Origin of the sequence: Pseudoalteromonas sp. SA25 (assembly GCF_011378705.1) — a bacterium.
GTDB lineage: Bacteria > Pseudomonadota > Gammaproteobacteria > Enterobacterales > Alteromonadaceae > Pseudoalteromonas > Pseudoalteromonas arctica.
In genome coordinates this window covers 45,109-67,112 of the sequence record NZ_WTKV01000010.1, presented here as the reverse complement: position 1 = coordinate 67,112, position 22,004 = coordinate 45,109, and the positions used below count along the sequence as shown (strand labels likewise).

Genomic DNA, 22,004 nt, shown 5'->3' with positions numbered 1-22,004 from the left:
ATTTGAAAGAAAATATAATATCGTTAGATGGTAAAAGTGATGGTTCTATAATTGACGATATATTACAAGGCAATGTTGCTGCATATTCTCTGTTAGTTGAGCGTTATCAGTCTGCTGTGAGGGCCTTTTTAGTTATTCGACTAAATACCCCTCACGAAGCAGAAGATTTAGCACAAGAGACCTTTATTATTGCTTTTAAAAAAATCGCTGAGTTTAACAGTGAAAGTTCCTTTTTAGCTTGGTTGAGGGGGATTGCTGCTTATTTATTAAAAAACCATCAACGTAAACACCGAGCTGTGGCATTAGGCAGCGCTGATGAGTTAGAGCACTTAATAAATCAACACATTGATGAAAATATCCATGAAGGGGTCGAGCTTGATATGTTTGATAATTTAACTATTTGCCTTGAAAAATTAAGCGAGAAAATGCGCAATTTATTAACTGAACATTACACATTAGGCGTTTCATTGGCTGAGCTATGTCGAAAATATGAAGATAAACATTCTACTATGACTATGCGCTTATTTAGAATTCGTCAATCATTGAAAACATGTATTGATAAAAGAATACAGCAGCAGCAACGATGAGCATGACTGAACAAATGACGAAGCACCAACAACAGCTATTAGCCGCGTATTTGGCTGGCGAAGATGTTGCCGACGAATTGCTTGAAGCCTGTCAGCATGATGTTAATTTACTTGCACAAGTGAGTAAATATGTGACGAGTGAACGTTTATTAAAAGCACATCATCAATCGGATACGCGACCAGACAATTTTACCCGTAGTGTAATGGCAAAACTAAGCGAGCAACAAAAAACGATTCGGCCGAAAAGTACAATGAGCTGGTTTTCAAGCCCGTATGCGCTTGCTGCAAGTATTATGCTTTTTGTCAGCGTTATATTTTTGGCAGAGCACTTGGACTACACAAATAAGTTTGCTGAAGTCACAAAAATGACTGCTTCGCATAACGCTAATTTTTCTGTTGGCAGTCAATTAGGTCAAGGAGATATTATTCTTGAGCATGGTTACAGTGAAATTTTACTCGAAAATGGCGTGGTACTCGTTTTAGAAGCGCCGGTTAAAGTGAATTTGCAATCCAGAGATAAAGTAACGCTTCATCATGGTAAGTTAGTGGCCCGAGTACCACAAAATGCAATTGGCTTTAGAGTTGATACCCCAAGTTCAGAGATAATAGATTTAGGCACAGAATTTGGCGTCGAAGTGTCTAATAGCGGTGAATCTCAAGTACATGTGCTCGATGGTGAAATAAAAGCGCGTGGCAATAAAACGCAGTCTTATCAACATGTGAAAAAAGATCAGGCATTAGCGTTTGATTTAAATCATCAAATTACCAGCTTTGTTAGCGTACCTTCTGATTTTATGCGTGTATTACCTGGAGACTCAATAGAAGAGCCTCACTTATTACATTGGTCATTTGATGATAAGCAGCAACATAATTATCTCTCCAGCGGCCGTGGTATTGATGGGCAGCAGTATGTAGCCAAAGATAAATCACCCATTGATGAACCGTTAACAGAAGTAGCTGGGGTGTATGATAAGGCAATCAGCTTTAATGGTGAAAATAATTGGTTAGAAACACAGTACCCTGGTGTTGGCAGTGATAACCCCAGAACGGTCGCCTTTTGGCTCAAAGTACCTAGTGATTTTTTACCTGAAAATGCATACGGCATTGTGAGCTGGGGATTACAGCAAGATTATTCAGCGTGGCAAATTTCCCCTAATCCAGAGTTAATTGACGGGCCTTTAGGTAGGATCAGAATAGGGACCTATAATGCTCAAATTGTGGGTAATACCGATCTGCGAGATGATGAGTGGCACCATATTGCAGTGGTTTTATACGGTGGACTAAAGAGTAACTTAGCGACACATGTTTTGCTATATGTTGATGGTAAGCTTGAAAAAACGCAGAAAAAGTCAATCGCTAAAGTCGCAACAAATTTACAGCACCCATCCTCTCGGCCACTGACGATAGGAAAAAATATTGGTTACATAGAAGGCGCAATACATGAGAAGCAAATGTTCTTTAAAGGCGGACTCGATGAGCTTTATGTAGTAGAAGCGGCGTTGAATCAACAGCAAATAATTCAACTAATGACTCATAACCAATTAAATGAATAAAAATATGTGTCAGAGTGCGTTTTCATAACATTACCTATTACTCGTTAAAGTATAAGGTAATAAAATGAATAAAATAATTAGATGCTTATCTATCTTTGTATACTCAACGTTAGTTTTAAGCGGTGAAGGTGTTGCAAGGGAATTTGACTTGCAACACGATAACAAGACTATTTTAATTGACGATTTTGAGCACGCTAGTAACAGTTATAAACTAACAAATAAAAATATAAAAACGACACAAGTAATTAAAAATAAAAATAAAGCATTAGAGCTTTCGTTTTCCACTAAGCATAAATTCTCTGGGATCACACTCAAACCGAATAAGTTATGGGATCTGAGTGTTTTGGGCAATAGCGCTTTATTTTTCGATGTTTCAAACGTAAGCGACTTTCCAGTGATGCTCAGTGTGAATATCACAGGTAAAGATAAACAAGTCCAAAGACGTACAATTGGGCTAACAACTAACGAGCACGCTACATTATATTTTGAGCTCAACTCCCAGACTTTAAATGTTGATACAGGACTCAGAGACACTCCTGCTAGCTTTAAAACAACCGCACGAAAAATGATCTTGAGAGGCGCTAAACTCAATGTAGATTTTAGCCAAGTTGAAAGTATCGCTATCTATACAGAAACTCAAATAAATCCAACGGCTGTAACCGTTGATAATTTACGATTCGAAACGATACCCGATGCAAAACCAGATTTTTTAACAAACATCGTCGATAAATTTGGTCAATCTACACAGGTCAACTACCCGTTAAAGGTCAGCTCTGAACAACAATTAAGAGCAATCGCAAATAAAGAGTTAAATGATTTGTCGAAAGTAACCCCGCGGGCTGATAGAAGTAAGTTTGGCGGTTGGAAGCAAGGGCCTAAGTTAAAGGCAACAGGTTTTTTTCGTACGGAAAAAGTAAATGGCAAATGGGCGTTAGTTGACCCCGAAGGTTATTTGTTTTTTTCCTCAGGTATTGCCAACGCGCGAATGGCTAACACAACAACATTTACAGGTGTAGATTATCGCGATGATGCGGTCAGAGCGCGTGACCCTGATGATGTAACGCCAGAAGATTCAAAGGGCTTAAATAGTAATTTAGCTAAATATCAAAAATCAGCCTACATCGCTTATCCAGACCGAAGAGCCATGTTTAATTGGCTACCACAGTATAATGATAAGTTGGCAAATCACTATAGTTACAAGCGCTCATCTCATCTTGGACCAATCCAACATGGGGAAGTTTTTAGCTTTTACCAAGCAAATTTAGAACGTCGTTATGCTCAGCAATACCCAGATTCTTATATCGATAAATGGCGCGAAGTAACCTTAAAAAGAATGCAAGATTGGGGCTTTACTTCATTTGGGAATTGGACCGATGCTAGTTTTTATAATAATCAACAAGTTCCCTATTTTGCGAATGGGTGGATCATCGGCGACTTTAAAAGGTTGAGTTCTGGTTTTGATTATTGGGGAGCCATGCCTGACGCTTTCGATCCTGAATTTGTTAAAAGAGCGAACATAACCACTCAAGTTATTGCCCAAGAAGTACAAAATAACCCTTGGTGTATAGGGGTGTTTATTGATAACGAAATGAGCTGGGGAGGAGAGGGCTCAACAACCTTACGTTATGGCATTGTACTTGATGCACTATCTAAAACGACTGCGAATAGCCCGACCAAATCAGTGTTCAGTGATATGTTAAAACAAAAGTATAAAACCATTAGCCAGCTAAATAAGGCATGGAATAGAAATATTAAGTCATGGGAAGTATTTAATAATACTGGCGTTAACTATAAAAAAGACAGTAATTTTAATAACGCTATGATTGCCGATTTGTCGTGGTTGTTAACTCGTTTCTCCGATGAATATTTTAAGGTTGTAAATCATTCTTTAAAATCAGTATTGCCTGACCATTTATATATGGGCGCGAGGTTTACTTCTTGGGGGACATCGCCAGAAGCTCGCTGGTCTGCTAAGAAGTATGCCGATGTGATCAGTTATAATTATTATCGTGAAGGACTAGACCCGATGACATGGGATATGTTGAAAGAACTAGATATGCCTACGATTATTGGGGAATTTCACATTGGTTCAGGTGATACTGGTCAACCGAATCCAGGCATTATCCATGCTGCTAATCAACGCGATCGTGCTGATATGTACAAAACCTATATGAAAACGGTTATTGATAATCCGTATTTAATTGGTGCTCACTGGTTCCAATATATTGATTCGCCAATTACCGGTCGGGCGTATGATGGCGAAAATTATAATGTTGGATTTGTAACAACAACAGACATTCCATACCCAGAATTAGTTGAAGCGGCTAAACAAGTTCATAAATCTTTGTATCAGCAGCGTTATGGTGATGTGGAAATTAAATAAACTCATTTAACTGCCCTCATCGATGACTTTAATTGGCATTGTTGTTGGTATTCTTTTGATGATAACTCGGTGTGTTTTTTAAATACCGTTGAAAAGTACGCTGAGTTATTAAATCCTACCGCATAGGCTTCAAGGTAATCACGATGAATATCATCGCTACTCAGCGAGAGTTTGATAACTTTTGTTTTCGTGATGGCGCGCGTGGTTATTTTTCATATGGTAAAGCAGAACAACAGGCTTACCCTTCTCAAAAGATGGAGCGAGACTTTAAACACTATGCTGAACACGAAGGGTACTTAGTGGATACACTTGCGACTCAAGCCAGTCATTTTACTGATTAATCAGTCGCCAAATAAACAACCTTTCTTTGCTGTATTATCGCTTTCAGCGGTTTATAGGCCGAGTAAGCAACGGATGCTGCTTAAGCTCAGTTTGCACATTTTATAGGCGAGGGGGAGTATTAGCTGCGACGAATTTTGCTATGGATCGCCCGATTGTTGTCGTATTAGATAAGCTTAACGCACTTAAAGTTAGTGATAAAACTCTAGGACATATCTTGGTTGATACATTACCTGCTGAACAAGCGAAATTAGCAAAGCTTTGGAATGAGTGGAATAAACACAATACGAATAATGTATTGCAGCAACCATGGGAATACAAAGTACAGATAGATAAGTTTTTTTGAGCAGTTAAATAAGCAGAATATTGAATTGGTAAAACAAGCCCCCTGTCGTTATTCGCTTAATTAAGGGGGCCATGAAAGTCGCGTCTATAGATCAGTTATTTAAGTTACCAATACTTATTAATTGATCTGCAGGTTGTTTATTTAAAAGCTCAGAGCTGCCATCTCGCCATGTAACGATAACTGATGAAATTGAATCTGCTTGTGCTAATCCAAAATGTACAATATTAAGTAAGCTTTGCGAGTGAGTAGCACTTTGTGAGCCAATAACTTGATATTGGTTCGCAGTTGCTGTTTTAATTTGTACTTTTGCACCATACGGATCAACCCCACTTTTTGAGTATCCAACTCTAATAAGGGTGAAGTGGGCGTGACTTAACTCAGTGGTATTTTTATATAAATGCCATTGGCCGTTATCTTCATCTCCGCTTAGTAGGTCGAGTTTTCCGTCTAGGTTAAAGTCAAATGCGGCTCCCATATCGCCGTGTGAGTCTAAGCCACGTTCGGTATCGGCGTTATGAGTGATTGTTGCTTTAAAGTTGTAATCACCTTGGTTAATGAGTAAAACATCAGCAACTCGCTCTTTTAGTTCGCCAAAGCGATAGACCATAAAGTCTATTTTTGTGTCGTTATTAAAATCGCCGGGTACAACTCCCCAGTTATTACTGTTTGTTAATGCATCTAATTTAGATGAAATATCAACCAGCTTACCATTATCGTTACGTAGTAATACATCAGGAAGGGCGAGGTTTTGTGGTTGCCAATCGCTTTGATAGTTTTTTACATTTTTGAATGATGCGCGTACATCCCATGCAAGGTTGTCGGTAAGTACCCATTCCACTCGCCATTTATTATTCCCTAAATACCCAATGTACCAGCCGGTTTTATCAAGCTTAGTTGGAAACCCTTGCGCTTTTTTCTGGCTAATGGTGGTGTTTTTACTAGGTGTATTTATTAGTTCTTTTTTCTCACCTATGTATACATCCATTTGGCTTAATAGCTTGGCACGCGGGAAGTGATAAAAGTCACTTAGTATAAGACTTCCTGAGTTTGTGTTGTCGGTAATGAGTGTTATGCCATCGTGGCTTTTATTACCTTCATCACGCAGGTCTAGCCGTTTGCTGCCTTTATTAAACGATAGACTGTTATTAGCGATAGCGTAGCTTAGCTTTCCGCGAGCAAGGTAGTAGTCCATATCGCCGTCGTTATCTATATCAGCTTGTGCAACTGCGAGCGTGCCTTTGTAGGCTTCACTATTTGTACCTAATAGATCTTTAGTAACATTGGCAAAGGTAAAGTCGTTATTACCTTGATAAATAGTTAAATCGTTGTATCCATCAAAAGCAAAAATATCGAGTATGTCATCGTTATTGTAATCGGTTAATAATACACGCTCGGCTTTTATATTTTCAAAAGTAGCTGATGGGTGATAAGTAAACTTTCCATTACCGAGATTTTCAAAAATGATATTTCGTGGTGAGTTTTCGTGAATTAATTTTTCGGCGTTTACTTGTATAAAATCAAGATCACCATCGGCATCTACATCAACCCAGCGCACAGAGCGCCCGCGAGCCCCCATTTTAGATAAGCCAGCTTCAACAGTTTTATCTTCAAATTTACCATTATTATTCTTAAGTAGTCGCTGGGGTTGAGGTGTGGTGCCATTTCCACCGCCTAGTGCAATAAGTACATCGAGATCGCCATCGTTGTCGTAATCACCGGCCGACATACCGTGTAGATCTGCTCGTGGAAAAATATCGTTTTGTAGTGTGTATGTGCCATCTCCATTTGCCATAAATAAACGAATAGGGGTGGTGTCGTGATTTGTTAGCAGCAGATCATAATGACCATCACTGTTTATATCGGCAATGGTAGGGCCGCCATACTTCCAGTTTTTTTGTGTTATTAAGCCTGCTTGTTCAGACACATCAGAAAATACAACGTTATTACTTGTTTGGCTACTGGGCGTTTGTGTGGTTTGGCTGCATCCCGCTAAGCTTATAGCGCTAATTATCAGTAAGCTAAGAATTGATTTTTTGTTTTTAATCACTATAGTCCCTCTTTACATTGTGTTAATTGTTGACAATATAGGTTGGAAGTAAAACATACAAGTAAATTTTATTACTCAAGCCTTAATGTTTTTAACAGGCCCGCTTTACTGCTCTGAAGTTATATTAAATATTAAGAGTGGCTTTACAAACAACATACCTAGGTGTAAATTGTTAACAATAAACCATATTAAGGTGTGATAGTTCACTTTGATATTCCTCGTATCGGCATTGTTTTAATGATGCATTACTTGGTTACTATTTAATTAAACATTCTTGAAGGTATAAAAATATGCAAGCTGCACAATATATAGGTAACAAGTCATTTAACATTGTTGAAGGCACATCTATTAAACCTAAAGCGGGTGAGATTAGATTGAGTGTTGGATACGTTGGGATTTGCGGTACTGATATGCACATATACCATGGTGTGATGGATCAACGAGTGTCTATTCCGCAAACAATTGGCCATGAAATATCAGGTGTTGTTGCAGAAATAGGTGAAGGCGTTGAAGGCTTTGCTGTAGGGGAAAACGTGGTAGTACGCCCATTAGATTGGTGTGGCGATTGCCCTACGTGTAATGCGGGGCATACGCATATTTGTCAAAATTTAAAGTTTATGGGAATAGATACACCAGGTGCTTTTCAGTCAAGCTGGACAGTTAAAGCGCGTACTTTGCATAAATTACCAGCAGGCGTTGATTTAAAGCAAGGTGCATTAATAGAGCCTTTATCGGTTGCGTGCCATGATGTACGACGCTCGCGCTTACAAGCGGGTGAGAAAGTGGTTGTACTTGGTGGCGGGCCAATTGGGCAATTAGTTGCTGCGGTTGCTAAAAGTGTTGGTGCAGAAGTACTCGTGTCTGAGCCTAACAAAAGCCGCCGTGCTTTTGCCGATGAGCTAGGTGTTAAATCGGTTAATCCCATTGAAGAAGATTTAGCTGCCTATGTAGACAGTTGGACACAAACAAAAGGTGCAGATGTTGTATTTGAAGTATCAGGCGTAAAACCCGCAATAGAGGCTATGACCGAAATAGCAGGGCGTCGGGGTCGTATAGTAATGGTGGCCATTCACAGTGTTAAACCTGAAATCGATTTATTTCAATTCTTTTGGAAAGAGTTGGAGTTATTAGGTGCACGTGTATACGAAGCGGCCGATTTTGATTGGGCTATCGAATTAATTTCATCGGGCCAAATAGATCTTAAACCTTTCATTAGTTCGGTTAGTTCGTTAACTGATATTGGTAGTGCATTTGCGAGTATGGATGGAAATCCAGAAGGCATGAAAGCGCTTGTTGAATGTAATCCACAATAATAAAAATTATAAAGGTATGAAAATGAATCAGATGCTAGAAAAATTTAGCTTAGAAGGCAAAGTAGCCTTAGTTACAGGTTGTAAGCGCGGTATTGGTAAAGGTATTGCACTAGGTTTAGCGCAGGCTGGCGCTGATATTATTGGTGTATCTGCAAGCTTAGAGCTTGAAGGCTCAGAAGTAGAAAAAGAAGTTAAAGCCCTTGGCCGAAACTTTAAAGCCTACCAATGTGATTTTGGTGATCGTGATGCGCTTTATTCTTTTATTAATGATGTAAAAAGTGATTTTTCAAAAATTGATATTTTAGTTAATAATGCAGGTACAATCCTACGTGCTCCTGCGGCTGAGCATGGTGATGATTTATGGGATAAAGTGATTGAAGTTAACTTAAATGCTCAATTTATTTTAAGCCGCGAAATAGGCAAACAAATGATAGAACATGGCGAGGGTAAAGTTATTTTTACAGCTTCTTTGCTTACCTTTCAAGGTGGTATTACAGTACCGGGTTACGCAGCTAGTAAAGGTGCTATTGGGCAATTGGTTATGGCGCTTTCAAATGAATGGGCTAGCAAAGGCATTAATGTAAATGCCATTGCGCCAGGTTACATTGATACCGATAACACTGAAGCATTACGCAATGACAAAGAGCGTAATGCAGCCATCTTAGCGCGCATTCCACAAGGTCGATGGGGAAATCCTGAAGACTTTAAAGGGCCCGCAGTGTTCTTGGCTTCTGAGGCTGCTAGTTATGTAAACGGCGCTATTTTATTGGTTGATGGCGGATGGATGGGGAGATAGCACAATGAACTTTCATAATAATGTGAATTTTATAAATGGTGAATATGTCGCTTCTAAAGTAAGTGGCACCATTGAAATATTAAGCCCATCTACGGGTAAAAAAATTGGTGAAATACCAAAAGGCTGTATAGAAGATGCGCAGTATGCACTTGAGTCAGCGAATGTAGGCCAGAAAAGGTGGGCTAAATTGACAGCTCGCACACGTCAAAATATATTGCGCGTGTTTGCTAATAAAATTCGTGAAAATAAAGATATTCTTGCACCAATGCTTGTTGCAGAGCAAGGTAAATTGCTATCAGTTGCACAAATGGAAGTCGACGTAACAGCGACTTTTATTGACTATGCATGCGACCATGCACTTACTATTGAAGGCGATATTTTACCTTCAGATAACGAAGATGAAAAAATATACATTCATAAAGTGCCACGTGGCGTAGTTGTTGGTATTACTGCGTGGAATTTTCCGCTGGCATTGGCTGGTCGTAAAATTGGACCTGCGTTGATTACAGGTAACTCTATTGTATTAAAACCTACTCAAGAAACACCTTTAGCAACCACCGAGCTGGGTCGTTTAGCAAACGAAGCGGGGATTCCTGCTGGCGTGCTAAACGTTATTAATGGATCAGGTTCTGTTGTTGGCCAAGCATTGTGTGAAAGCCCAATTACTAAAATGATCACCATGACAGGCTCTACTGCTGCAGGTAAGCAAATTTATAAAACTAGCGCAGAATATATGACGCCTGTAATGCTTGAACTTGGCGGTAAAGCCCCGATGGTTGTTATGGCCGATGCCGACCTTGATGAGGCTGTTGAAGGTGCGCTTTGGGGTCGCTTTGCTAACTGCGGGCAAGTATGCACCTGTGTTGAGCGTTTATATGTTCAAGAGTCTGTGTACGATGCGTTTATGGCTAAATTTATACCAGCTGTAAAAGCACTTCGTGTTGGGGATCCTATGAACCCAGATACACAAATGGGTCCTAAATGTAATCAACGTGAAATAGACAACATTGATCACATAGTTCAACAAAGTATTCAACAAGGCGCTTCTGTCGCCACTGGTGGTAAAGTTGCTTCTGTTGAGGGTTTCGAAGGTGGTTGTTGGTACGAACCAACGTTACTTGTAGACGTTAAGCAAGATAACATTGCAGTGCACGAAGAAACTTTTGGGCCAGTACTCCCAATTGTCAAAGTTAAAGATATGGATCAAGCGATTAAATACTGTAACGACAGTATTTATGGCTTAAGCGCTTATATATTTACGCAAAACTTTTCAGATATTAATAAAGCAATTAACGAGTTAGAAGTGGGTGAAGTTTATATTAACCGTGGTATGGGTGAGCAGCATCAAGGTTTTCATAATGGCTGGAAACAGAGCGGCTTTGGCGGCGAAGATGGTAAATTTGGTTTAGAGCAATATCTAGAGAAGAAAACCGTTTATTTGAAAGAAAAATAAAACTTAGCCGTAATGCACCTTAAGAAAAAAGCCAATAACGTTTTCATTATTGGCTTTTTATTTGTCAGAAAATTACTTTAAATTAATACTTACGTTGCCATTGGGTTTACAGCAGCACAGGAGTATTTCGCCTTCGCGCACAAACGCAAGTGGCTCTTCGTTATATTCAACACTACCTGACACTAACGTTGCTCTACAGGCGCCGCAGTAACCTTCGCGGCATTGGAATGCGACGTCTATTTTCATGGACTCTAAGCACTGTAAAAGAGAAGGGCAGCCAGCGGTAAATTCTACACACTGGCTGTTTTCTGCAAGCGTTATGCTTGCAGTAGACTTGTCACTCATTATAAATCAAAATCACCAAATTCTGATGCATCAACTTGAGAGTCTATTTGACCAACAAGGTATGAGCTAATTTCTGCTTCTTGCGGCGCTACTTGCACGTTATCAGACACTAACCACGAGTTTATCCATGGGATAGGGTTACTGTTATTTTCAAACTGTGCTGGCAAGCCAATGGCAGTCATACGTGCATTAGTAATGTATTCAACGTACTGACATAAAATATGCTTATTTAAGCCAATCATTGAACCATCTTTAAATAAATACTCAGCCCACTCTTTTTCTTGCTCTGCAGCATCAACAAACATTTTAATCGCTTCGTCGCGGCACTGAGCTGCAACAATCGCCATTTCTGGGTCATCTTTACCGTCTTGCATAATGTTTAAAATATGCTGAGTACCCGAAAGGTGAAGTGCTTCATCGCGCGCAATAAGCTTGATGATTTTAGCGTTACCTTCCATTAGTTCACGCTCAGCAAACGCAAACGAACATGCAAAGCTTACGTAAAAGCGAATCGCTTCAAGAATATTTACCGACATCATAGCTAGGTAAAGTTTCTTTTTAAGCTCAAACAAATTCACGATAACAGTTTTACCGTTAATCTCGTGTTTGCCTTCACCATATAAATTGTAAAGCGATACAGAGTTGATTAAGTCGTCGTAGTATTTAGTTACGGCATCGGCACGTTCGCTAATTTTATCGTTGCTAACAATGTCATCAAAAATAAGTTCAGGCGCTTGTGTTACGTTACGGATAATATGTGTGTATGAGCGGCTGTGAATCGTCTCACTAAATGCCCACGTTTCTATCCATGTTTCAAGCTCTGGTAGCGATACAATAGGGAGTAGGGCAACGTTTGGCGAGCGACCTTGCACACTATCAAGCAAAGTTTGGTATTTTAGGTTACTTAAAAATATATGCTTTTCGTGATCGGGTAACGCTTGAAAGTCTAAACGGTCTTTACTTACATCTACTTCCTCAGGACGCCAAAAGAAAGACAGTTGCTTCTCGATTAATTTTTCAAAAATTGGGTATTTTTGTTGGTCGTAACGAGATACGTTTACAGTTTGGCCAAAAAACATTGGCTCTTGCATTTGGTTATTATGGTTTCGGCTAAAAGTAGTATAAGACATGTTTATCACTCAAAAAACTATCAGAAAAAGCGGGCTTAATGCCCGCTTAAAATAAAAATCAGCAGTTATATTTTACACGCGCCGCCTTCACAATCATCATCTTCCACTTCTGGAGTATCTTCTTGCATATCTGAGGCACCATCACGAGTATTGTGGTAGTACAAGGTTTTAACACCTAGTTTGTACGCGCTTAGTAAGTCTTTTAATAAGACTTGCATAGGTACTTTACCGCCTTCGAACTTGTTTGGATCATAATTTGTATTTGCAGAAATTGTTTGGTCTACAAATTTTTGCATTATACCAACAAGCTGCAAGTAACCATCGTTTGATGGAATGTCCCACAGTAGCTCGTATTGATCTTTTAAACGCTCATACTCAGGAACAACTTGCTTTAAAATACCGTCTTTACTTGCTTTAACGCTAATATGTCCACGTGGTGGTTCAATACCATTTGTTGCATTAGAGATTTGCGACGATGTTTCTGATGGCATTAACGCACTTAGTGTTGAGTTACGCATACCGTGCTCTTTAATATTTGCACGCAGTGTATCCCAATCAAGATGAAGTGGCTCATCACAAATTTTATCTAAATCACGTTTGTACGTATCTGTTGGCATAATGCCTTGTGAATACGTTGTTTCGTTAAACTTAGGACAGGCACCACGTTCTTTAGCAAGCTCGTTTGATGCTTTCATCAAGTAGTATTGAATCGCTTCAAATGTTTTATGAGTCAGTGCATTTGCGCTGCCATCTGAATAACGCTTACCATTTTTAGCTAGGTAGTATGCATAGTTAATCACGCCTATACCTAACGTTCGACGACCCATAGTTGCATTTTTAGCAGCCGGTACTGGGTAGTCTTGGAAATCAAGTAAGTTATCAAGTGCGCGTACTGCAAGTTCTGCTAGCTCTTCAAGCTCATCAAGTGATTCTATTGCACCTAAGTTAAACGCAGACAGTGTACAAAGGGCAATTTCGCCTTCTTCGTCATTTACGTTATTAAGTGGCTTAGTTGGCAATGCAATTTCTAAACATAAGTTAGATTGGCGAATAGGCGCAACTTTAGCAATGAACGGGCTATGTGTATTACAGTGGTCCACATTTTGTAAATAAATACGACCTGTACTTGCACGCTCTTGCGCAAACATAGAGAAAAGCTCAATGGCTTTAATGCGTTTTTTACGAATAGACTCATCTTGTTCGTATTTTACGTAAAGCGCGTCAAACTCAGCTTGGTCTTCAAAAAATGCATCGTAAAGACCAGGCACATCTGATGGGCTAAATAACGTAATGTAGTCGTCTTTAATTAAACGAGAGTACATTAGTTTATTAAACTGTACGCCGTAATCTAGGTGACGAACGCGGTTGTCGTCTACACCACGGTTATTTTTAAGTACAAGTAGGTTCTCTACTTCTAAATGCCAAAGCGGGTAGAACAATGTTGCAGCGCCGCCACGTACACCACCTTGTGAACAACTTTTAACAGCTGTTTGAAAGTGCTTATAAAAAGGAATACAACCTGTGTGGTACGCTTCGCCGTTACGAATATGGCTACCTAGCGCACGAATACGACCAGCATTAATACCAATACCTGCGCGTTGTGAAACGTATTTAACAATAGCAGATGATGTAGCGTTAATTGAATCAAGGCTATCGCCACATTCAATTAATACACACGAGCTAAACTGGCGAGTAGGCGTACGTACACCCGACATAATTGGCGTTGGTAGAGATATTTTAAATAACGATACTGCGTCGTAAAAGCGCTTAATGTAAGAAACGCGTGTTTCACTTGGGTAGTCAGAGAATAAGCTCGCTGCTACTAAAATATATAAAAACTGTGCACTTTCGTAGATTTCACCCGATACACGGTTTTGAACGAGATACTTACCTTCAAGCTGTTTTACAGCCGCGTAGCTAAAGTTAAGATCGCGAGAATGATCAAGATATGCATCAAGCTCGTCTAATTCTTGCTCTGTGTAATCTACTAATAAGTGAGCATCGTAGCGTTTATCGCCAACCATTTTTGTTACGTGGTCAAATAAACGTGGTGGCTCAAATTGACCGTACGCTTTTTTACGTAAATGGAATACAGCTAAACGTGCAGCTAAGTATTGATAATCAGGCGATTCTTTTGAAATCTGATCCGCTGCTGCTTTAATGATGGTTTCGTGAATGTCTTTAGTACGAATACCGTCGTAAAACTGAATGTGCGATTTTAATTCAACTTGCGAAACCGAAACGTTGCTTAAACCTTCGGCGGCCCATTCAATAACGCGATGGATCTTATCCAGATCAAGAGGCTCTTTGCGCCCGTCACGTTTGCTTACAGATAACTGTTGGTTCATTTGCCTGTATTCCTTGGGAATTATGTATTTTGACCAATGCTTTATGCCTCGCCGAAGCAAGGTACATACTCATTTATTATAGGTTTCACCGTATTGGCGAATTTAATTGAATAACATTTGGCCACAATATCTGGTGTTGTTCAATTTAGAGATCACAAGATAGTGTGGTCTGAGTTGTTTTGCAAGGGACATAATTGCCCCTGTTTGTGGATAACTTTGGGATAACGCATTTGTGTTAGTAGACACTCACCTTCGAACAATCATTTAAGTTGAAATATGCAAAAATCAACTAATGATCTGCTAAATTTACTCATTTTAAAAATAAATTTTGACTGCTTTTTTTATCAGCAAGCTTTGTGTGAAAACTAACACAATCACAATATATAGTGTTTAATAATTAACATAGCACTATATATGGTTAAAACCATCAATTGGGCTTAGCCAGTTAAAATTGGCTTCCCAAGCTATCGCTTCATCTTTACTTGGGATGTAACCCCAAAGTGCCGTTGCGGTATGCATACCTGCCGCTTTGCCTGCTTGTATGTCACGTTGTGCATCACCAATGTATAAACAACGGCTTGGTTCTACCTGCATAAGCTTTGCACAGTGTAGCAGTGGTAGAGGTGATGGCTTCGCTTCAGCTAATGTGTCGCCACTTATTACCACACTGGCATTTTTTAATGCGGGAATAGCTGCCACTAAAGGATCGGTTAAAAACCCTGGTTTATTAGTCATGATCCCCCATTTGATCTTTTTCTGATCAAGGGCGATAAGTAACGATTCAACTCCGCTGAAGCAACGTGTGTGATTTGCTATGTTTGTGGCGTACTCGTCAACTAATTGCTTTATAAGCTCGCTTTGGGGTTGTTTAGCCCATAATTCTTTAAAACCAGCCTCTAATAATGCGCCTGCGCCGTTAGATGCCGCAGGACGGTATATATCACTACTAACAGGTTCTATTTTATTGTTAATAAGGACTGCGTTTAAAGCGGCACCTAAATCATCAGCGGTGTCGAGTAGGGTGCCGTCTAAATCAAATAAAAATGCATCGTACTCAATAAGGGGTAGGGGGGCTTGAGAGTTAGCCATTAAGCTAACTTCTCAAAATAAAGTATGTAATTTACGCTAACGTCACTATTGAGCGTATATTGCTTTGATAGTGGGTTATAAGAAAGCCCTGTACTTGCACGAACTTTTAAACCGGCTTGCTCTGCCCATGCAATAAGCTGTGCAGGCTTTATAAACTTTTTATGGTCGTGTGTACCTTCAGGCACCATTTTTAAGAGTTTTTCAGCGCCAACAATAGCGTATAAGTATGCTTTAGGTGTTTTGTTCAGGGTTGAAAAAAACACGTCTGCGCCTGGTTTGGCAAGTGCGGCTACGGCATGAATGATAGATGCTGGGTCGGGAACGTGTTCAAGCATTTCCATACACGTTATTACATCAAAGCGCTCAGGGTACTGTGTTGCAAACTCTTCTGCAGGCACTTTTATATAATCTACATTTACGCCAGTTTCTAAACTGTGCAACTTAGCAACAGTTAAAGGCTCTTGCCCCATGTCGATGCCAGTTACTTTTGCGCCCATGCGCGCCATGCTTTGGCTTAAAATACCGCCACCACAGCCAACGTCGAGTGTTTCTTTATCGAATAGGCCTTGCGTTTTGTTTGCTATAAAGTCTAAACGTAACGGGTTAATTTCGTGAAGAGGTTTGAATTCTCCGTCTAGGTCCCACCAACGCTCAGCGATGGCTTCAAATTTTGCTATTTCTGCGTGATCTACATTTTGATGTTCGGTCATAAAATACTTCCTCGTCAATCTGAGGCCATTATATAGGGCTAAATTGATAAATCGCAAAGTTTTGCGCCTGTAAATTAAAATTAATTGTGATAGCATGGCTGTTAGAAATAATAACAATACTCTTAATACCCAATACCGGGTTGTTGAGAGCTGATACTGAAGGAATGTGATATCAAATGACTGATCTCGCCAATGAAATTCTGCCAGTCAATATTGAAGACGAGTTAAAAAACTCCTACTTAGATTACGCAATGAGCGTAATAGTAGGACGTGCATTACCAGACGTACGTGACGGCTTAAAACCTGTTCATCGCCGCGTTTTGTTTGCAATGAACGAGCTTAGTAATGACTGGAACAAGCCTTACAAAAAATCGGCCCGTGTGGTCGGTGACGTAATCGGTAAATACCATCCACACGGCGACAGTGCAGTTTATGACACGATAGTTCGTATGGCTCAGCCATTCTCACTACGTTATATGCTTGTAGATGGCCAAGGTAACTTCGGTTCGGTTGATGGTGATTCAGCAGCGGCAATGCGTTATACAGAAGTACGTATGGCAAAAATGTCGCATGAGTTATTAGCCGATCTTGAAAAAGAAACGGTTGATTTCGTTCCTAACTACGACGGTACTGAGTTCATCCCTGACGTGTTACCTACGAAAGTCCCTAATTTATTAGTGAATGGTTCGTCGGGTATTGCAGTAGGTATGGCTACAAATATACCACCACATAACTTAACTGAAGTTGTGAACGGTTGTTTGGCACTTATTCAAAATCCTGATTTAACTATTTTAGAGTTAATGGATTATATTCCTGGTCCTGATTTCCCAACGGCTGCAATTATCAACGGTAAAAAAGGCATTGAACAAGCCTATTTAACTGGCCGTGGTAAAGTGTACATGCGTGCACGCGCCGACGTCGAAACCGATGAAAAAACAGGCCGTGAAACAATTATCGTTCACGAAATTCCTTATCAAGTTAATAAGGCCCGTTTAATTGAAAAAATTGCTGAGCTTGTTAAAGATAAGAAAATTGAAGGTATTAGTGCACTACGTGATGAATCAGATAAAGACGGTATGCGTATCGTTATTGAAATTAAACGTGGTGACGTAGGCGAAGTTATTTTAAATAACTTGTATTCACAAACTCAGTTACAAACTGTGTTTGGTATGAATATGGTTGCATTAATTAACAACCAACCTAAGTGTTTTAATCTAAAAGAAATGCTTGAAGAGTTTATTATTCACCGCCGTGAAGTAGTAACTCGTCGTACCGTGTTTGATTTACGCAAAGCGCGTGACCGTGCTCATACGCTTGAAGGTTTAGCAATTGCGCTTGCAAACATTGACCCAATTATCGAGCTTATTCGTAAATCACCTACACCTGCTGAAGCTAAAATTGCTTTAACTGCACGTCCGTGGGAATTAGGTCATGTACAAGGTATGCTTGAAAAAGCAGGCGAAGATAATGTAGCCCGTCCAGATTGGCTTGCTGATGATTTAGGTATTCGCGACGGTCAATACTATATTTCTGAGCAACAAGCTCAAGCAATTCTAGATTTGCGTTTACACAAGCTGACTGGTCTTGAACACGAAAAAATCTTAACTGAATATCAAGCGTTGTTAGAGTTAATTGCTGAGCTACTTTATATTTTGGCAACACCTGAGCGTTTAATGGAAGTTATTCGTGACGAACTAGTTGAAATTAAAGCGCAGTATGGCGACGAACGTCGTACCGAGATTAATGCAGCGGCTCACGATATCAGCCTTGAAGACTTAATTACCGAAGAAAACGTTGTTGTAACGCTTTCTCACGAAGGGTATGTGAAGTATCAGGCATTGTCTGATTACGAAGCACAGCGTCGTGGTGGTAAAGGTAAGTCAGCAACGAAGATGAAAGATGAAGATTTCATTGAACGTCTGTTAGTTGCAAATACACACGATACTATTTTATGTTTCTCTACGGCCGGTCGTTTATATTGGCTTAAAGTGTATCAGTTACCACTAGCAAGTCGTGCAGCGCGCGGTAAGCCAATTGTTAACTTGTTACCACTTGAAGCTGATGAACGTATTACTGCTATATTGCCAGTACGCGAGTACGCAGAAGATAAATATATCTTTATGGCAACTGCATTCGGTACAGTTAAGAAAACACCATTAACGGCTTACAGTCGTCAACGTGCAAGCGGTATTATTGCTGTTAACTTAAATGATGGCGATAGCTTGATTGGTGTTGATATTACCGATGGTAGCAACGAAATTATGTTGTTCACTGATGCAGGTAAAGTTGTACGCTTCAAAGAAGCTGAAGAAACAACAGTTGTTGATGAAAACGGCAACCCGGTATTAGACGAAGAAGGTAACCCTGAGATTCGCTTCAAAGGTGTTCGCCCAATGGGTCGTACTGCTACAGGTGTTCGTGGTATTAAAATGCCAGACGAGCAACGCGTAGTATCGTTAATTGTACCAAAAACTGACGGTGCCATTCTAACGGTAACTGAAAATGGTTACGGTAAGCGTACACAACTTGAAGATTACCCATCTAAGAGCCGTGCAACACAAGGTGTTGTATCAATTAAGGTGAGTGAACGTAACGGTGCTGTTGTTGGTGCTGTGCAAGTTGATGACAACGATGAAATAATGATTATTTCGAATCGTGGTACCTTAGTACGAACTCGCGTTAATGAAGTTTCAACGGTTGGACGTAACACACAAGGTGTTATTTTGATCAGAACTATTGACGGAGAGCAAGTAGTTGGTTTACAACGTATAGAAGAGATTGAAGTTACAGAAAGTGACTTAATTGATATTGAAGACGTTGAAACAGTAGATACGGTTATTGATGAAGTAGCGGATGATAATCCTCCTTCAGAATAATTGATATTGAAAAAGCGGCCTTGGCCGCTTTTTTTAATGTTGTTGAAAAAAATTAATAGGGTGTGAAATTATACTCATACCAATTCGCTTAATTAAGAGATCTATTTTGAGGGTGGAAAAACGTGTTGATAGCTAGGCAAAAAATTCGCTATTTAGTTGTTCTAAATGAGAATTTTTTAACGCAAGTAGCGACACGTTTAGCCCCGCAAAATGATTAAGTATTATTGCGGATTGGTATTATTCATTAAATTTTAAAGGTTTAGCGGATTGGTATTAAATGTTCATGCTTAGTAGTTAAATTACTGGAATGAGGCAAAGGTAATGAGTAAATATAATTTTTGTGCGGGGCCAGCTATGCTTCCGCAAGCGGTTATGAAAAAAGCGCAAAAAGAGTTTCTAGATTGGCAAGACCTAGGTGTGTCTGTGATGGAGATTAGCCATCGTAGTAAAGAGTTTTTAGCGCTTACAGCTAAATGTGAAGCTAGCCTTCGTCGCCTAATGAATATTAGTGATGAATTTGAAGTGCTGTTTATGCATGGTGGTGGTCGTGGCCAGTTTAGTGCTGTGCCATTAAACTTACACCAAGAAGGCAAAACAGCGTTTTATTGCGAGAATGGCGTATGGTCGAAAAGCGCCAGAGATGAAGCGAATAAGTTTACTCAAACGTCTTTTACGGATGTCCGTAATGATGCTGATGGTGAGTTTTCAATTAAAGACGTTGCTGACTGGGAATTACCAGAAGACGCTGCGTACATCCACTATTGCCCTAATGAAACTGTCGATGGCTTAGAGATTTTTGATGTACCAAGCCACCCAACAGCTCCGATTATTGCTGATATGTCTTCAACTATTTTATCGCGTGAGATAGACGTTAATAAATTTGATTTGATTTACGCTGGTGCGCAAAAAAATATCGGTCCATCGGGCATATCAATTGTTATTGTTCGTAAAACATTACTTGAGCGCGAAGGTTTGCCAAAGCCTGGTATTTTAGATTACGCACTTGAAGCAAAGCAGGGCAGTATGTTTAATACCCCACCTACCTTTGCTTGGTATTTAGCGGCTGAAGTATTTGAATGGCTTGAAAGCAATGGTGGTGTAAAAGCCATGGAAGCACAAAATATTGCTAAAGCAAATTTACTGTATGATTTTATCGATAACTCAGATTTTTATTCAAATATAGTCGCTAAACATTGCCGCTCACGCATGAATGTTCCATTTTGGTTAAACGATGAAAGCTTAAATAGCAAATTTGTTGCTCAATCAAACGAGGCCGGTTTACTTGCACTTGAAGGTCACAGAATTGTGGGCGGTATGCGCGCAAGTATTTATAACGCTATGCCTCTTGAAGGTGTTCAAGCACTTGTAGATTTTATGGCTGCATTTGCAAAGGAGCACAGCTAATGGAGCAGCTCCGTTTAGAACCTATTTCTAAAGTAAATGGTACGGTAACCCTACCAGGTTCAAAGAGTCTATCGAACAGAATTTTATTATTAGCAGCACTGGCAAACGGTACCACCGTTGTAGAAAACTTACTTGATAGTGACGATATACGCCATATGCTGGGTGCTTTAAAGTTATTAGGTGTAAATGTAACTTTAAATGATGAACACACTGTAGCGACCGTAGAGGGAGTTGGTGGTGTGTTTAATACACCTACTGAGCCCTTGTTTTTAGGTAATGCAGGTACTGCTTACAGACCTTTAACGGCTGTACTTGCTGCCGTTGCTGGTGAGTATGAGCTAATAGGCGAACCACGTATGGAAGAGCGTCCGATAGGGCACTTAGTTGATGCTCTACAAGCGCTTGGTGGTGATGTTACCTATACAAAACACAAAGACTATCCACCACTTAAAATTGTAGGTGGTCAAATAAAAGGTGGTGAGGTTGAAATTGACGGTAGTATTTCAAGTCAATTTTTAACGGCTCTATTAATGGCAGCGCCATTATTTAGCGGTGATACAACGATAACGATTAAAGGTACTTTAGTATCTAAACCTTATATTGATATTACGCTTGATGTAATGGCACGTTTTGGTGTTAATGTTGAACACAGTGATTATGCAACTTTTAAAGTTAAAGGTGGTCAACAGTATCAATCACTCGAACGAATTATGGTTGAAGGCGATGCATCTTCTGCTTCTTACTTTGTTGCTGCGGCTGCAATTGCTGGCGGCGAGATTGAAATTAAAGGCGTGGGTGCTAAATCAGTTCAAGGTGATATAGGCTTTGCTAAAGTAATGGAGCAAGTAGGCGCAAAAATCGATTGGTATGATGAGCGTTTAGTTGTTCGCAAAGGCGAATTAAAAGGCGTAGATATTGACGCTAATGCAATTCCTGATGCTGCTATGACCCTTGCAACTGTTGCTCTTTTCGCTAAAGGCCCAACTGCCATTCGTAACATTTATAACTGGCGAGTAAAAGAAACAGACCGTTTATATGCGATGGCAACTGAGCTTAGAAAAGTAGGTGCAGAAGTGGTAGAAGGGCATGACTTTATAGAAATTACACCGCCTAAACACTTCAACGATGTAGCAATAGACACTTACGACGATCACCGTATAGCCATGTGTTTTGCAATGGTTGCCGTTGGTGGAAAGCCAATAACGATTAATGATCCAAAGTGTACCTATAAAACATTTCCTACATTTTTCAATGTTTTAGCATCAGTAAGTGAATAAGCTAATTA

At 39.8% G+C, this 22,004-nt stretch carries 17 protein-coding genes; 11 read left to right on the top strand and 6 right to left on the bottom strand.

The window, feature by feature from the left end; all coding sequences use genetic code 11:
- Positions 1-2: 2 nt before the first annotated feature.
- The 5 genes from GQR45_RS10170 (at position 3) to GQR45_RS10150 (ending at position 5,208) form a co-directional block, all read left to right on the top strand.
- Positions 3-587 (top strand): sigma-70 family RNA polymerase sigma factor, encoded by a 585-nt coding sequence (locus GQR45_RS10170; protein WP_007583017.1) that lies wholly within the window; start codon positions 3-5, stop codon positions 585-587.
- Positions 584-2,140: a LamG-like jellyroll fold domain-containing protein gene (locus GQR45_RS10165; protein ID WP_165725816.1), complete on the top strand. Its 1,557-nt coding sequence runs from the start codon at positions 584-586 to the stop codon at positions 2,138-2,140. Before GQR45_RS10170 ends, GQR45_RS10165 begins: the two co-directional genes overlap by 4 nt.
- A 64-nt stretch (positions 2,141-2,204) precedes the next feature.
- Complete coding sequence (locus tag GQR45_RS10160) at positions 2,205-4,523, top strand: beta-galactosidase (protein ID WP_165725815.1); 2,319 nt, start codon at positions 2,205-2,207, stop codon at positions 4,521-4,523.
- 143 nt (positions 4,524-4,666) lie between these two features.
- Complete coding sequence (locus GQR45_RS10155) at positions 4,667-4,864, top strand: hypothetical protein (protein WP_007583024.1); 198 nt, start codon at positions 4,667-4,669, stop codon at positions 4,862-4,864.
- Positions 4,865-5,004: 140 nt separating this feature from the next.
- The gene (locus GQR45_RS10150) at positions 5,005-5,208 is read left to right on the top strand and encodes a hypothetical protein (RefSeq protein ID WP_165725814.1); all 204 of its coding nucleotides are present in this window, start codon (positions 5,005-5,007) and stop codon (positions 5,206-5,208) included.
- A 91-nt stretch (positions 5,209-5,299) separates the two neighbouring features.
- Here the strand turns inward: GQR45_RS10150 and GQR45_RS10145 are convergent, their stop codons facing one another.
- Entirely contained in the window at positions 5,300-7,255 is a 1,956-nt protein-coding gene (locus GQR45_RS10145; RefSeq protein ID WP_165725813.1) for a CRTAC1 family protein, read from the bottom strand.
- A gap of 290 nt (positions 7,256-7,545) precedes the next feature.
- On the opposite strand from GQR45_RS10145, the gene GQR45_RS10140 reads away from it, so the two are divergent.
- Genes GQR45_RS10140 through aldA form a run of 3 tightly spaced genes read left to right on the top strand, consistent with a single transcriptional unit; the run spans position 7,546 to position 10,817 of the window.
- Positions 7,546-8,568: an alcohol dehydrogenase catalytic domain-containing protein gene (locus GQR45_RS10140; protein WP_165725812.1), complete on the top strand. Its 1,023-nt coding sequence runs from the start codon at positions 7,546-7,548 to the stop codon at positions 8,566-8,568.
- 31 nt (positions 8,569-8,599) lie between these two features.
- Positions 8,600-9,364, top strand: coding sequence for a 2,5-didehydro-3-deoxy-L-galactonate 5-reductase (locus GQR45_RS10135; protein ID WP_165725853.1), 765 nt, complete (start codon positions 8,600-8,602; stop codon positions 9,362-9,364).
- A 4-nt stretch (positions 9,365-9,368) separates the two neighbouring features.
- The gene (aldA, locus tag GQR45_RS10130; RefSeq protein ID WP_165725811.1) at positions 9,369-10,817 is read left to right on the top strand and encodes an aldehyde dehydrogenase; all 1,449 of its coding nucleotides are present in this window, start codon (positions 9,369-9,371) and stop codon (positions 10,815-10,817) included.
- A 72-nt stretch (positions 10,818-10,889) separates the two neighbouring features.
- Here aldA and yfaE read toward each other — a convergent pair whose 3' ends face one another.
- The 5 genes from yfaE to ubiG form a co-directional block, all read right to left on the bottom strand.
- Positions 10,890-11,162 (bottom strand): class I ribonucleotide reductase maintenance protein YfaE, encoded by a 273-nt coding sequence (gene yfaE, locus GQR45_RS10125; protein ID WP_165725810.1) that lies wholly within the window; start codon positions 11,160-11,162, stop codon positions 10,890-10,892.
- A complete protein-coding gene (nrdB, locus tag GQR45_RS10120; RefSeq protein ID WP_007583038.1) occupies positions 11,162-12,292 on the bottom strand; it encodes a class Ia ribonucleoside-diphosphate reductase subunit beta in 1,131 nt (376 codons plus the stop codon). The genes yfaE and nrdB overlap by 1 nt, the downstream gene beginning before the upstream one ends.
- 65 nt (positions 12,293-12,357) lie before the next feature.
- Positions 12,358-14,640, bottom strand: a complete 2,283-nt coding sequence (gene nrdA / locus GQR45_RS10115; protein WP_007583040.1) for a class 1a ribonucleoside-diphosphate reductase subunit alpha — start codon at positions 14,638-14,640, stop codon at positions 12,358-12,360.
- Positions 14,641-15,048: 408 nt separating this feature from the next.
- Positions 15,049-15,729, bottom strand: a complete 681-nt coding sequence (locus GQR45_RS10110) for an HAD-IA family hydrolase (protein ID WP_165725809.1) — start codon at positions 15,727-15,729, stop codon at positions 15,049-15,051.
- On the bottom strand, positions 15,729-16,439 hold the full coding sequence (gene ubiG, locus GQR45_RS10105) for a bifunctional 2-polyprenyl-6-hydroxyphenol methylase/3-demethylubiquinol 3-O-methyltransferase UbiG (RefSeq protein ID WP_008171708.1): 711 nt from the start codon (positions 16,437-16,439) through the stop codon (positions 15,729-15,731). Before ubiG ends, GQR45_RS10110 begins: the two co-directional genes overlap by 1 nt.
- 176 nt (positions 16,440-16,615) lie before the next feature.
- On the opposite strand from ubiG, the gene gyrA reads away from it, so the two are divergent.
- The 3 genes from gyrA to aroA all read left to right on the top strand — a co-directional run bounded on the left by gyrA (position 16,616) and on the right by aroA (position 21,996).
- Positions 16,616-19,315, top strand: a complete 2,700-nt coding sequence (gyrA, locus tag GQR45_RS10100; RefSeq protein WP_007583046.1) for a DNA topoisomerase (ATP-hydrolyzing) subunit A — start codon at positions 16,616-16,618, stop codon at positions 19,313-19,315.
- Positions 19,316-19,636: 321 nt separating this feature from the next.
- Complete coding sequence (gene serC, locus GQR45_RS10095) at positions 19,637-20,719, top strand: 3-phosphoserine/phosphohydroxythreonine transaminase (protein ID WP_010552860.1); 1,083 nt, start codon at positions 19,637-19,639, stop codon at positions 20,717-20,719.
- Positions 20,719-21,996, top strand: a complete 1,278-nt coding sequence (gene aroA / locus GQR45_RS10090; protein WP_024590150.1) for a 3-phosphoshikimate 1-carboxyvinyltransferase — start codon at positions 20,719-20,721, stop codon at positions 21,994-21,996. Before serC ends, aroA begins: the two co-directional genes overlap by 1 nt.
- Positions 21,997-22,004 lie beyond the last annotated feature (8 nt).